Origin of the sequence: Mesorhizobium sp. LNJC394B00 (assembly GCF_000502555.1) — a bacterium.
In the GTDB taxonomy this organism is placed as follows: domain Bacteria; phylum Pseudomonadota; class Alphaproteobacteria; order Rhizobiales; family Rhizobiaceae; genus Mesorhizobium.
This window is the reverse complement of record NZ_AYWH01000002.1, coordinates 807857-820291: the sequence shown is the minus strand read 5'-3', so window position 1 is coordinate 820291 and position 12435 is coordinate 807857. Positions and strand designations below refer to the sequence as shown.

Below are 12435 nucleotides of genomic sequence, written 5' to 3'. Positions count from 1 at the left end.
TGCCGCATTTCGGCCGCAGGCATGAACGGGGACGCTGAGTTTTCCTTTACCCTTGATCGTTAAAATCCCACCGATCAAGGACAGGATTCCGCCCATGGCCGCAATATTTCGCGCCGCGAAGGCAAAAAGCGCAGCGATACTGGCCGCCGGTCTTGCGCTGGCCGCCGTTTCGGCTTGCAACACTGGCAGCGTGCTGTCGCTGCAGCCGGCCGTCGATGTCGGCTCGCAGACCGCGGCCGTGCCGCAATATGAAGGCATGCAGAAGCTCGTCCCGTCCAATCCCTATATGACTGCCGCCTATCCGCGCATGGACGAGCCGATGTCGGAGTCGGAGCCGCAGCAGATGCCGGCCAGCGAAACCGATTGCCGTGGCGAGTTGAAGCGCCTTCGCGTCGTCTACACCGATGTCCAGCCGATCCATGAGGGACAGTGCGGCATAGACTGGCCGGTCAAGGTATCCGCCATCGGCGGCATCCAGATGAAGCCCGCCGCAACATTGACCTGCGACATGGCCGCAAGTTTCGCCGCCTGGACCAGCAACGAACTGGTTCCCTCCGCCCGCTGGCGCTATTTCTCGGGCGTCAAGACCATCCACCAGGGCTCGAGCTATTCCTGCCGCAACATCGCCGGCGAAGGTGTCCTGTCCGAGCACGGCAAGGGCAACGCCCTCGACGTCATGAGCATCGAGCTCAACAACGGCGACGACATCGACGTGCGCAAGCCCGGCCTGTTTGCCTTCCGCACCCGCGGCTTCCTCAACAATGTGCGCGCCGACGGCTGCCAGTATTTCACCACCGTGCTCGGTCCCGGCTACAATTACGATCACCGCAACCATTTCCATTTCGACATCAAGAACCGCAAAAGCGGCTACCGCGCCTGCCGCTAAGGCGTTTCACCGTTCAGAAATCAGTCGGATTGGCGTTCCCTATGGAAGCGATGATTTGCTGGGCCACCAGATCCTGGATGCGCCAAAGGTTCCTGTCGCGGATACCGCTTTCTTCCAACTTGCTGACGGTTCGGAACAGGTATTGAGCCGACGAGCCCCAATGCCCGGCAGCCCGCGCCAGCGTGTCGGCAACCTGCTCCAATGGCAGCCGGCCGGCATAGGCCCTGCCGTCGGGCGCGGCGACGAAAGCCAAGGCCCGCAACGGCCCATCCTTGGTCTTGACCTTGATCCAGCATGGCACGTTAGTCGGCGGATTGGCATCGATCTCGCGGCGCATCAACTGGCCAAGTTGCCCGACATGGTCTTCCGCGGGCAGCCGATAGACGATGCCGTTGCAGCTGCCGCCTCGATCGAGCGCCAGCATCAGCGCCGGCAAATCACGGGTTCCGCGCCAACGGGTCAGCGTCAGGCAAAACGAGCGGTGCCATCCTGGCGCCGTGGCCGGGCGCTGCTCGACATGGGCAAATTCGGGGTTCCAGATCAGCGACCCGTAGGCAAAGACCCATAGCGCTTCAGGCCGATGCTCCGACAGAAGTTGCTCGACAAGACTATCGAACTCCGCGTCTGTATGCTCGGTTGTTCCGGGCTCGGGACCCGGATCCGGTTCGACACGCTCGACCCTTGCGACAAGGTCCGCGGTCAATGCCATCGAGCTGCGACCCACCGGCTTCTTATCCATTCCTGCTCACCCCCCCGCAAAAACGATGGCCGACGATAGAACGGCTGCTCGCCGCTGGCCATTGATTTCCAGGGTCCGTCAGGCACAGATACCGCACGGATCGAGCCGCTTTCATGAGCCGACGAAGCCTGCAACGACGCGCATTGACCTGGCTCGCCGCTCTTCTGGCGGTCTGGCTGGCCCTCGCCTATGTCGCTGCGCCGGAATTCTGGACGGTTCGCGACCGCGGCTTTCGCACGCAGACTTTCGAGATGGTGACACACACGCCGCAAGGCATTCCGGGCGACCCGATCAATATCGGCCTTGTCGGTACCGAAAAAGAGATGGTCCATGCCTTCGCCATGACCGGATGGGATACGGCCGATGGCGTGACGCTAAAGACCGCGATCGAAATCGGTGAGAGCGTGCTGTTCGACCATCCCTATCCTGACGCCCCGGTCAGCCGGCTGCTGTTCGAAGGCCGCGCCCAGGATCTCGCCTTCGAAAAGCCGGTCGGCGGGAGCGCCGACCGGCGCCATCATGTCCGCTTCTGGCGCAGCGATGCGACCGGCGACGACGGCCGAACGCTCTGGATGGGCTCGGCCAGCTTCGACCGCGGCGTTGGTCTCAGCCACGATACCGGCGCCATCACCCACCATATCGCCCCTGACATCGACGCCGAGCGCGATCTCGTGATCCACGACCTGTCGGCGGCCGGCATGGTGACCTCGGCGAGCGACATCCCGGGCATCGGCGCCACCAGGACCGGACGCAACGGCGGCGGCGATCCCTATTTCACCGACGGCAAGGCTGTTGTCGGGGTGCTCAGGCAATTCCCCTGAACCACCGTCATTTCCCAAAAATCATCGCGGACTATTTTCCTGCGGCCCGCCGCAATGCTATTGAGCCCTGATGCTATACGTCGAAATCGCCACCGTGGTCGTCCTCATCTGTGTGAACGGCCTTCTGTCGATGTCCGAGCTCGCCATCGTGTCGTCGCGCCCGGCGCGGCTCAAGGCGATGATCGACCGCGGCGTCAATGGCGCCGGGCGTGCGCTGACGCTCGGCTCCAATCCCGGCAAATTCCTGTCGTCGGTGCAGATCGGCATCACTCTGGTCGGCGTGCTGTCGGGCGCCTTCTCCGGCGCCACGCTGGGCGACAGGCTTTCGGTGTACCTGGCCACGACCGGCATGCGCGAAAACATCGCCGACCCGCTCGGCGTCGGCATTGTCGTTGCGATCATTACCTATTTCTCGCTGATCGTCGGCGAGCTGGTGCCCAAGCAGATCGCGCTGCGCGATCCCGAGCGTGTTGCGGCCCGCGCGGCGCCTGCGATGACCATCCTAGCCACCGTCTCGGCGCCGCTGGTGTTCCTGCTCGACGTTTCCGGCCGCGCCATATTGTGGCTGCTTGGCCAGCGCGGCGAGAGCGAGGAGAAAGTCACCGACGAAGAGATCAAGATGCTGGTCGCCGAGGCCGAGCACCACGGCACCATCGAATCCGACGAGCGGCGCATGATCGCCGGCGTCATGCGGCTCGGCGATCGCGCCGTGCGCGCCGTGATGACGCCGCGCACCGAGGTCGACTGGATCAATTTGCAGTCCGATGAGGGTGCCATCCGCAAGCTCTTGATGGAGACCCAGCATTCGCGCCTGCCGGCCGGCGATGGCGGCGTCGACGTCATGGTTGGCGTTGTTCAGACGCGCGACGTGCTGGCCGCCCTGCTCGCCGGCCGCGCACTCGATCCGCGCAAGCATGTGCGCGCCGCCCCCATCGTCTACGACCAGGCCGACGCGCTGGATGTGCTGCAGAAGCTGAAGGAATCCGACGTGCCGATGGCGCTGGTGCATGACGAATACGGCCATTTCGAAGGGATCGTCACGCCTGCCGACATTCTCGAGGCCATCACCGGCGTCTTCCGCGCCGACCTTGATGCCGGCGACGAGGAAAACGCCGTCAAGCGCGAGGACGGCTCATGGCTGCTCGCGGGATACATGCAAGCCGACGAGATGGCTGACGTTCTCGGTATCGACCTGCCGGAAAACCGCGACTACGAGACCGTCGCCGGTTATGTGCTGTCGCACATGCACCATCTGCCGGCGACCGGCGAATGCGTCGACGCGCAAGGCTGGCGTTTCGAGGTCGTCGACCTCGATGGCCGCCGTATCGACAAGCTGATCGCCACCCGGCTGCCCAGCGGCCATCGCGAAGTGGTGCGTTGACACTCTGCCGTCAAAGCGAATAGCGCCCTCAGACCGCGGCTTCGATCGGTTCGGCAAGCTTCGGATTGGAGCGCGAGGCGATCAGGCAACTGGCCACGATCAGGGCCGCTCCAGCCAGCGTGGTCCAGGTCGCCGCCTCGTCGAAGAACAGCCAGCCAAACACGATCGCCCAGATGAAGGCAGAATACTCCGTTGGGATTAGATATTGCGCTTCGGCCCGCGCGTAGGACCAGCTCATCAGGAACTGGCCGGAGAGCGACAGCGCCGTCACTCCGGCCAGTGGAAGCCAGAGATTGCCCGGCAGGGCAACCGCGAGCCAGGGAGCGGCGGGGAGAAGGACGGCGACAACGCACAGGTTCTGGAACAGCATGATCTCGACTGGTTTGGCCACCAGCGCCTGCCGCCGCGAGAGGATCAGATTGTAGGCGTAGAACACCGTCGATGCGAGCACCGCCACCGTGCCAAGCAGGGCATCCCCGGTATAGTTCCCTTGCCCGAACTGTCCGGCCATGATGATGACGACGCCGGCGATGCCCGCCAGCGACGCCCAGATCGCCTGGCGCTGTATGCGTTCGCCCAAAAGCAGCGCCGCCAGCAGGAGAGCGAACAGCGGCGCGACGAAACTAAGCCCGATCCCATCCGCTAGCGGCAATCTGGCAAGGCCCCAGAAGAACGACAGCAGAACGATGCCCACGACCACGGCGCGCAGCGCGTGTAGCCGCAGCACGGAAGGCGTGGGAAGGGAACGCGGCCCCGCCGCCCAGGCCGTGCCCGCGACCACGCTCGCAAGCATGCTTCGCCACAGCACCGTGTTGTAGACACCGACGGCGATGACCAGGATCTTCATTGCCGCATCCATGGCGGACAGAAGGAAGATCGCAAGTGCACAGACCAGCACCGGGGTCATGGGGGAAACGACGCCTGACGGGCTGGGTAACTTCACGGGGCATGCTCATGTGATGGATCGCAGCCGGATATATCAGGGGAGGACGGCCAGGCCAGATGGCAGGGCCGTGCATATGGCGGTCCAACCGATCTTCGCAGCCCCTCGATTTGAATTCGGTGCGTCGGCAGCGCCTTTCGCTATCGGCCCCAGCCTGCCCTCACCCATGATTGATCCGCTGGAAGAATGGCAAAAGCAGGCAAAGCCTCTATATCGATTGTCATGGATGCATCGAACGAACACGCGCTAAACGACGAGCTTCTCCAAGATATCCAGCGCCTGTCCTTCGAGTATTTTCTCAACGAGGCCAACCCTGCCAACGGCCTGGTCGCCGACCGCAACACGCAGGCGTCGCCTGCCAGCATAGCCGCCGTCGGGCTCGCTTTGTCGTCCTATCCCGTCGGTGTCGAGCGCGGTTTCATGACGCGCGATGCCGCAATCGAGCGGACGCTCGCGACGCTTCGCTTCTTCTGGAACGCCCCGCACGGGCCGGAGCCCGATGCCACCGGCTACAGGGGTTTCTACTATCATTTCCTCGACATGAAGACCGGCCGCCGCGTCTGGAATTGCGAACTGTCCACGATCGATACCGCCCTTTTGCTTGCCGGTGTTCTGGCCGCCGGCGCTTATTTCGACGAGGACGATGAGCTCGAACTGGAAATCCGCCAGCTTGCCGATGCGCTCTACCGCCGTGCCGACTGGCGCTGGGCGCAGAACGGCGGCGCCACCGTCACCCATGGCTGGCGGCCTGGAAAAGGCTTTCTCCGCTACCGCTGGGAAGGATTTGACGAGGCGCTGATCCTGTACGTCCTGGGTCTCGGTTCGCCGACCCACTCGCTGCCGCCCGAGAGCTACGCGGCCTGGCTGTCCACTTACAAATGGAAGACCATCTACGGCCGCGAGATGGTCTATGCCGGCCCGCTTTTCATCCACCAGTTCTCGCATATCTGGATCGATTTTCGCGACATCGGCGATGCCTTCATGCGCGATCACGACCGGGACTATTTCGAAAACAGCCGCCAGGCGACGTATCTGCAGCGCGATTACGCAATCCGCAATCCGAGGGGGTTCGCGGGCTATGGCGAGAATTGCTGGGGCGTCACCGCCAGCGACGGCCCAGGTCCGATCGCGCGGCGGGCCGATGGACGCCGCTTCTTCGGTTATCTCGCCCGCGGCGCACCGTTTGGCCCCGATGACGGCACGCTGTCGCCATGGGCGGCAATCGCCTCCTTGCCTTTTGCGCCGGAAATCGTGCTGCCGGCGCTGCGCCATTTCCACGAGATGGACCTGCGCGACGGCAACCCTTACGGCTTCACCGCGAGCTTCAACCCGACGATCGCTGCCGACGACGGCCGCGCCTGCGGTTGGGTATCGCCGGACCATGTCGGCATCAACCAGGGGCCGATCGCCCTGATGATCGAGAACTACCGGTCCGACTTCCTGTGGCGATTGATGCGCCGCGTGCCGGCCATCACCACAGGACTGCGCCGGGCCGGGTTTTCCGGCGGTTGGCTGTGACAGGCGGCGATCCTTCGCGCGGGATCGTCAAGGCATCAGCGCGAGTTTGCCGGTCCGACTCCACCATCCGGCCAAGGGAGCCGAGAGCGCCTCTTCACGCGAATGAAAAAGGGCGGCGCAAACGCCGCCCTTTGGAAAAATCATCGATCCTTGGGAGGATAAGGCTCAGGCCGCCTGGGCTTCGCCGGCAATCGCGTCGGCCTGACGCGCTGCCTTGAGCACGCGGGCCCACCAGGCAACGTCGTTGACCAGCGCCGTGGCAGCCTGGTTCAGATGCTCGATCTCCTCGAGCTTCTTCTCGCCCTGGCGCACCGCCAGGAAATCGCTCCAGGCAATGTGAACGGCGGATTTGACCGGCGCCATCTGCAATTCGACCGCGGCAAGACGCAAATGTTCGACAGCGCGCGAGCCGCCGACGCTGCCATAGCCGACGAAACCGGCCGGCTTCTTGTTCCATTCATTGGCGGCGTAATCGATGGCGTTCTTCAGCACGGCCGTCGGGCCATGATTGTATTCGGCGGCGGTGAAGATGAAGCCGTCGAATTCGGCGACCTTCTTTTGCCAGCGCTGGGCAACTTCGTTCTGCGACGGCGCCCAGGCGGACGAGGCGACCTCGTCGAAGAAGGGCAGCGGCCAGTCGCGCAGGTCGACGGTCTCGACGTCGATGTCGGCATGAGATTTCGCGATCTTGGCGATCCACTGGGCGGGCACATCGGCGAAACGCGCGGCGCGTGTCGAACCGACGACGATGGCGATTTTGGGCTTGGACATGGGGCTCTCCATATATGCAAAAGCTGGTATCGTTTGGATACCGGCGCTATATGAGATACTGACAAATGGCAGCGCAAGGAGGCACCGTTATGTTACTGAGGCACCCGCACAACACCGAAGACTGCCGCGCCGTCTCGGAAATCCTGCAGCGCGTCGGCGACAAATGGACCGTTCTGGTCGTCGGCAAGCTGGGCGGCGGACCGCTGCGTTTCAATGAGTTGCGCGCCGCTGTCGGCGGCATTTCGCAGAAGATGCTGACCACCACCTTGCGCGGTCTTGAGCGCGACGGCTTCGTCACCCGAACCGTGTTCCCGACCATCCCGCCACGCGTCGACTATGAGCTGACGGAGCTCGGCCATGAGCTGCTGGTGCCGGTCGGCGCGCTCGGCGAATGGGCGCGGAAGAACACCTCGCGGGTCCAGGCGGCGCGTGAAAGATTCGATGGCGTGCACGCCTGAAAACCGTTGTCCAGCAATAGTTTACGGATTTTGCCGTCGACGACGCGTACCCGGGTTTAACTGGATCCGCCCTTGCATCGTTGGTCACGCCATCGCGACATAGCTGCAGCGTTTCGTTCGCTGGCGCATCATCATTTTGAGGCTGACGAGGTCTTCCGCTGACGGGCCCTCAGGCCTTTGACGCAGGGTTGCTGCAACACACTGCGCCGCACGTCTCTACCCTTGCAGACCGCTGGGCAGTCCGCTCGTTGCCAACGGTCCGGTCGTGCGTGCAGGCAACGCCTGGAAGCTCTTTCCTGATCTCGGTATAAGCGGTCGTGCCAAGCAGGCAGATCACCGCGACGAGGGCCGCCACGAGCCAGCCGTTCAGCATGTGTTGACGCATTGTCTTCCCTCCGCCGCCCGCAGAATCGGATGTGAAGGCAACCATTGGATGTCGCGCAGCGCATCGCCCGCGCGGGGGATGTTACATAAGCGCAAGCTTGGCAGAATCGACGATGTCAACTTTCGGTTGGAATCGGCTTCGGCTTGCCGTCGCTATCCAGCGCCACCATGACGAAATCGGCGTGGGTGACCTTCTCCATCAGGTCGGAGAGGTAGCGTTGCGCCCAGGCCTCGACCTTGAGCGTCATGGAGGTGCGGCCGACGCGCTCGACATGGGTGTAGATGCACAGCGTGTCGCCGATCTTCATCGCCTTGGCGAAGGACATTTCCTTGACAGCCGCCGTCACCACGCGACCCTTGGCCCGCTCGGCCGCACGGATGCCGCAGGCAAGATCCATCTGCGCCATCACCCAACCGCCAAAGATGTCGCCGGCCGCATTTGCATCGGCCGGCATGGCGAGCGTACGCAAGGTCAGATCGCCGATCGGCCGTCCGTCCGCGTAATGCACCATCTGCCGGATCCCCTGAAACGATTGCCCTCGATCCCCTAGCGTCATGGACCCAAGAGGTCAACGCGACGGGCGAGGCTCCCGGCGCAATGTCGGTTCCATGGCAGCTTTTCCGGCCAGGCGTCTCACGGTCGCATTTTTCACAACGCATGCCGGAAGGCACCGCGACTTCGGAAGCCTGCCGCGGATAGGCTGCAGCCAGTTTTGCGGAGCCGCCAACACCAATCATGCAGACCTATGACTTCATCATCGTCGGCTCCGGCTCAGCCGGCTCGGTTCTCGCCGACAGGCTGTCGGCTTCCGGCCGTTACTCCGTGCTGGTGCTGGAAGCCGGCGGCAGCGACCGCCGCTTCTATGTCCAGATGCCGCTTGGCTACGGCAAGACTTTCTTCGACCCCGCGGTCAACTGGAACTACAAGCCCGAGCCGGACCCCGGCCTTGCCGGCAATGTCGACCATTGGCCGCGCGGCAAGCTGCTTGGCGGCTCAAGCTCGATCAACGCCATGGTCTGGATCCGAGGCGCGCGCGAGGATTTTGATGACTGGCGCGATGCCGGCAATCCCGGTTGGGGTTATGACGATCTGTTGCCGGGCTTCAAGGCGGTTGAGGACAATGAGGCCGGCGCCGATAGATGGCGCGGCACCGGCGGGCCGCTGCATATCACCGACACGACGAACGCCGTCCATCCGCTGACCAGGCGCTACCTCGCCGCCGGCCAGCAAGCCGGGCTGCCGCTCAACCCCGACTTCAACGGTGCCGCCCAGGAAGGCGTCGGCACCTACCAGATCTCCACCAAAAACGGCCGCCGCATGTCGGCCGTGCGCGCCTTCCTGCGCCCCGCGATGAAGCGCAAAAACGTCCGCGTCGAGACGAATGCGCTGGCGAGCAGGATCCTGTTCGAGGGCAAGCGAGCCGTCGGCATCGAATATCTGCAGAACGGCGAGACCAAGACGGCGCGGGCCGGCCGCGAAGTCATCCTGTCCGCCGGCTCGATCAACTCGCCGCAGCTCTTGCAACTGTCCGGCGTCGGCCCCTCGTCACTGCTCAAGGGGCTTGGCATCCCGGTCGTCCACGCCAACGAAAATGTCGGCGCGCATCTGCAGGACCATGTCGGCATCAACTATACCTTCAAGGGAAACGTGCCGACGCTCAACCAAATCCTGCGGCCCTGGTGGGGCAAGCTGCTGGTCGGCATGCAGTACATCCTCACCCGCTCCGGCCCGCTGTCGCTGTCGATGAACCATGGCGGCGGCTTCTTCCGAACCGACCCGGCGTTTTCGCGCCCCAACATGCAGCTTTATTTCCAGGCTTTCTCGACCGTCATTCCGAAGAGCGGCGAGCGGCCGATCCTGACGCCAGATCCGTGGCCGGGCTTTTCCATCGGCCTCTCCAACTGCCGCCCGTCCAGCCGCGGCGAGATCATGATCCGCTCCAGCAATCCGCTGGACTATCCCAGGATCGTCGCCAACGCCTATTCCACCAACGCCGATGTCGACGAGATGCTGGCGGCGGTGAAATTCGTGCGCAAGATAGCCTCGATGCCCGCCATGGCCGAGATCATCACTGAGGAGGTTTTGCCAGGCCCATCGATCCAATCGGATGCCGACCTGATCCAGGATTTCAGGAAGCGCTCAGGCACCGTCTATCACCCGGTCTCGACCTGCCGCATGGGGCCGGACGCCGGGGCCGCCGTCGTCGACCCGCGCCTGAAAGTGCACGGGCTCGAAGGTCTGCGTGTCATCGACGCCTCGATCTTTCCCGCCAACATCACCGGCAACACCAACGCCGCCTCGGTCATGACCGGATGGAAGGGCGCCGAACTGGTTCTGGAGGACCAAAAATGAAGATCACCGACGTCAAGACCTGGGTAGTCGGCAACCCGCCGCCCGGCATCGGCGGCAAGTATTTCATCTTCGTCAAGCTGACCACCGATGGCGGCGTCGTCGGTTACGGCGAGGCCTACAACGCCACCTTCTCGGCTCACATAACAGCGAAGCTGGTCGAGGACATGGCCGAGCGTTACCTGATCGGCCACGATCCGCATGACATCGAGACCTTCTTCCGCCGCGCCTATTCCTCAGGATTTACCCAGCGCCCCGACGTTACCGGCATGGGCTGTTTCTCGGCGCTGGAAATGGCCTGCTGGGACATTGTCGGCAAGGAAGCCGACAAGCCGGTCTACAAACTGCTCGGCGGCCAGGTGCACGAGACGCTGCGCTCCTACACCTATCTCTACCCGCACACCGGCAGCGTCCATTCGGAGGACGCGCCGGACGGCAGGAACGTCTATAACGACCCTGAACTGGCGGCGGCCTGCGCGCTCGAATATGTCGAGCAGGGGTTCAACGCCGTCAAGCTTGACCCGGCCGGTCCTTACACCGCCTTCGACGGCCACCAGCCGCGCCTGATCGACATCGATGTCTCCACCCGCATGGTCAAGGCGATCCGCGAAGCCGTCGGCACCCGCGCCGATATTCTGTTCGGCACGCATGGCCAGTTCACCGCGTCGGGTGCGCTGCGGATGGCACGCGCGATCGAGCCCTACGATCCCTTGTGGTTCGAAGAGCCGGTGCCGCCCGACATGCCCGAAGTGATGGCTCAGGTGGCGCGAGGCACGTCGATCCCGATCGCCACCGGCGAGCGGCTAACGACCAAGTTCGAATTCGCCCGAATCATCGAGAACCGCGCCGCCACCATCCTGCAACCGGACCTTGGCCGTTCCGGCGGCATTCTCGAAACCAAGAAGATCGCCGCCATGGCCGAGGCATACCACATCCAGATCGCGCCGCACTGCTATTGCGGGCCGATCGTCGGCGCCGCCAACATCCAGCTGGCGGTGACGCTGCCCAATTTCCTCATCCTGGAATCGCTGAAGCAGTGGGACGGTTTCCACGCCACGCTCTTGAAGAAGAAGATCGAGTGGCAGGACGGCAATGTCATTCCGTCGAAGGAGCCCGGCCTCGGCGTCGAGCTCAACGAGGCGGTCTGCGAGGCGCATCCCTACACCGGCAAGGACCTGCATTTGCAGATGATGCAAATGCCGCTGATGCCGTGAGCGAACGTTACGCCTTCATCGGCCTTGGCCATCTCGGCGGCAACCTCGCCGCCAGCCTGTTGCGCAACGGTTTTGTCGTCATCGTCTTCGACCGCGACCCCGCCGCCGTCGAGCGCCTGGTTGCGCTCGGCGCCATCGCAGCGAACAGCCCGGCTGAAGCGGCAGCGCTAGCCGGCAACGCCATCACATGCCTGCCCTCGCCCGAGGTCAGTGAAGCGGTGCTGGCTGGTCCCGGTGGACTGCTGGAAGGATTGCCCAAGGGCGGCACATGGATCGAGATGTCGACGAATGGCCGCGACGAGATTCTGCGCCTCGCCGCCCTCGCCTCGGCCAAGGGCGTCGAAACGCTTGAGTGCCCGGTCACCGGCGGCGTGCATCTGGCCGCGGTCGGAAAGATCACCGCGCTTGTCGGCGGCGATGCTGCGCTTTACGAGCGCCATCGTCCGGCCATCGAAGCGATGTGCGCAAAGTCGTTCCTGATGGGTCCGGTCGGCTCGGCGGCGGTGATCAAGGTCATCACCAACATGCTGGCCTTCATCCATCTCGTCGCCGCCGGCGAGGCGCTGATGTTGGCCAAGCAAGGCGGCCTCGACCTCGCGCAATCCTACCACGCCATCGTCGCCTCCTCCGGCAACAGCTTCGTCCATGAGACCGAAAGCCAGCTCATCCTCAACGGCTCCTACGACATTGGCTTCACCATGGACCTGGCACTGAAGGACCTCGGCTTTGCGCTTGCGATGGGCAGGGAGTTCAGACTGCCACTCCAACTGGCGCCGCTTGTGAGTGAGATTTTCCTGATGGGCAAACAGGAATATGGCGGCGGCGCCTGGTCGACCCAGATCATCAAACTGCTCGAGGATGCCGTCGACATGGATCTGCGCGCGCCCGGTTTCCCAGCCAAGCTGGAAAGCTAAGCCGGGTAAATATGTCCTGCGATTTCAGGCCCTTGGCCGGTTCGCCGGAATCGCCG

At 63.7% G+C, this 12435-nt stretch carries 12 protein-coding genes; 8 read left to right on the top strand and 4 right to left on the bottom strand.

Features of this window, described 5'->3' with window-relative positions; genetic code table 11:
* Positions 1–94 precede the first annotated feature (94 nt).
* Complete coding sequence (locus X751_RS155295; RefSeq protein ID WP_023733327.1) at positions 95–886, top strand: extensin family protein; 792 nt, start codon at positions 95–97, stop codon at positions 884–886.
* Positions 887–899: 13 nt separating this feature from the next.
* Here X751_RS155295 and X751_RS155300 read toward each other — a convergent pair whose 3' ends face one another.
* Entirely contained in the window at positions 900–1595 is a 696-nt protein-coding gene (locus tag X751_RS155300) for a gamma-glutamylcyclotransferase (RefSeq protein ID WP_245264429.1), read from the bottom strand.
* 143 nt (positions 1596–1738) lie between these two features.
* Between X751_RS155300 and X751_RS155305 the strand changes: the two genes are divergently transcribed.
* Both X751_RS155305 and X751_RS155310 read left to right on the top strand, forming a co-directional pair.
* Entirely contained in the window at positions 1739–2446 is a 708-nt protein-coding gene (locus tag X751_RS155305) for an LssY C-terminal domain-containing protein (RefSeq protein WP_023709077.1), read from the top strand.
* A gap of 70 nt (positions 2447–2516) precedes the next feature.
* Positions 2517–3827 carry a hemolysin family protein gene (locus tag X751_RS155310; protein ID WP_023744316.1) on the top strand — a complete coding sequence of 437 codons (1311 nt, stop codon included), beginning with the start codon at positions 2517–2519 and terminating at the stop codon, positions 3825–3827.
* Between the two features lie 28 nt (positions 3828–3855).
* Here the strand turns inward: X751_RS155310 and X751_RS155315 are convergent, their stop codons facing one another.
* The gene (locus tag X751_RS155315) at positions 3856–4734 is read right to left on the bottom strand and encodes a DMT family transporter (protein ID WP_050587720.1); all 879 of its coding nucleotides are present in this window, start codon (positions 4732–4734) and stop codon (positions 3856–3858) included.
* Between the two features lie 258 nt (positions 4735–4992).
* Here X751_RS155315 and X751_RS155320 point away from each other — a divergent pair, with 258 nt between their 5' ends.
* A complete protein-coding gene (locus X751_RS155320; protein WP_023705879.1) occupies positions 4993–6288 on the top strand; it encodes a glucoamylase family protein in 1296 nt (431 codons plus the stop codon).
* A 165-nt stretch (positions 6289–6453) separates the two neighbouring features.
* On the opposite strand, the gene X751_RS155325 is transcribed toward X751_RS155320, so the two are convergent.
* The gene (locus X751_RS155325; protein ID WP_023671992.1) at positions 6454–7059 is read right to left on the bottom strand and encodes an NADPH-dependent FMN reductase; all 606 of its coding nucleotides are present in this window, start codon (positions 7057–7059) and stop codon (positions 6454–6456) included.
* An 89-nt stretch (positions 7060–7148) separates the two neighbouring features.
* Here X751_RS155325 and X751_RS155330 point away from each other — a divergent pair, with 89 nt between their 5' ends.
* Positions 7149–7517, top strand: coding sequence for a helix-turn-helix domain-containing protein (locus tag X751_RS155330; protein ID WP_023683744.1), 369 nt, complete (start codon positions 7149–7151; stop codon positions 7515–7517).
* A gap of 500 nt (positions 7518–8017) precedes the next feature.
* On the opposite strand, the gene X751_RS155340 is transcribed toward X751_RS155330, so the two are convergent.
* A complete protein-coding gene (locus X751_RS155340) occupies positions 8018–8413 on the bottom strand; it encodes an acyl-CoA thioesterase (protein WP_023671995.1) in 396 nt (131 codons plus the stop codon).
* Between the two features lie 224 nt (positions 8414–8637).
* On the opposite strand from X751_RS155340, the gene X751_RS155345 reads away from it, so the two are divergent.
* From X751_RS155345 to X751_RS155355, 3 genes are read left to right on the top strand one after another with little or no spacing between them, the layout of a single operon-like run.
* Positions 8638–10254 (top strand): GMC family oxidoreductase N-terminal domain-containing protein, encoded by a 1617-nt coding sequence (locus X751_RS155345; RefSeq protein ID WP_023744315.1) that lies wholly within the window; start codon positions 8638–8640, stop codon positions 10252–10254.
* The gene (locus X751_RS155350; RefSeq protein ID WP_023711165.1) at positions 10251–11465 is read left to right on the top strand and encodes a mandelate racemase/muconate lactonizing enzyme family protein; all 1215 of its coding nucleotides are present in this window, start codon (positions 10251–10253) and stop codon (positions 11463–11465) included. Before X751_RS155345 ends, X751_RS155350 begins: the two co-directional genes overlap by 4 nt.
* On the top strand, positions 11462–12379 hold the full coding sequence (locus tag X751_RS155355) for an NAD(P)-dependent oxidoreductase (protein WP_023744314.1): 918 nt from the start codon (positions 11462–11464) through the stop codon (positions 12377–12379). The genes X751_RS155350 and X751_RS155355 overlap by 4 nt, the downstream gene beginning before the upstream one ends.
* Positions 12380–12435: the final 56 nt, after the last annotated feature.

What these genes read in the sequence shown, in the direction of transcription:
- X751_RS155295 (WP_023733327.1), top strand. Translation starts at nt 95, where the DNA reads ATGGCCGCAATATTTCGCGCCGCGAAGGCAAAAAGCGCAGCGATACTG.
- X751_RS155300 (WP_245264429.1), bottom strand. Translation starts at nt 1,595, where the DNA reads ATGGCATTGACCGCGGACCTTGTCGCAAGGGTCGAGCGTGTCGAACCG.
- X751_RS155305 (WP_023709077.1), top strand. Translation starts at nt 1,739, where the DNA reads ATGAGCCGACGAAGCCTGCAACGACGCGCATTGACCTGGCTCGCCGCT.
- X751_RS155310 (WP_023744316.1), top strand. Translation starts at nt 2,517, where the DNA reads ATGCTATACGTCGAAATCGCCACCGTGGTCGTCCTCATCTGTGTGAAC.
- X751_RS155315 (WP_050587720.1), bottom strand. Translation starts at nt 4,734, where the DNA reads ATGACCCCGGTGCTGGTCTGTGCACTTGCGATCTTCCTTCTGTCCGCC.
- X751_RS155320 (WP_023705879.1), top strand. Translation starts at nt 4,993, where the DNA reads ATGGATGCATCGAACGAACACGCGCTAAACGACGAGCTTCTCCAAGAT.
- X751_RS155325 (WP_023671992.1), bottom strand. Translation starts at nt 7,059, where the DNA reads ATGTCCAAGCCCAAAATCGCCATCGTCGTCGGTTCGACACGCGCCGCG.
- X751_RS155330 (WP_023683744.1), top strand. Translation starts at nt 7,149, where the DNA reads ATGTTACTGAGGCACCCGCACAACACCGAAGACTGCCGCGCCGTCTCG.
- X751_RS155340 (WP_023671995.1), bottom strand. Translation starts at nt 8,413, where the DNA reads ATGGTGCATTACGCGGACGGACGGCCGATCGGCGATCTGACCTTGCGT.
- X751_RS155345 (WP_023744315.1), top strand. Translation starts at nt 8,638, where the DNA reads ATGCAGACCTATGACTTCATCATCGTCGGCTCCGGCTCAGCCGGCTCG.
- X751_RS155350 (WP_023711165.1), top strand. Translation starts at nt 10,251, where the DNA reads ATGAAGATCACCGACGTCAAGACCTGGGTAGTCGGCAACCCGCCGCCC.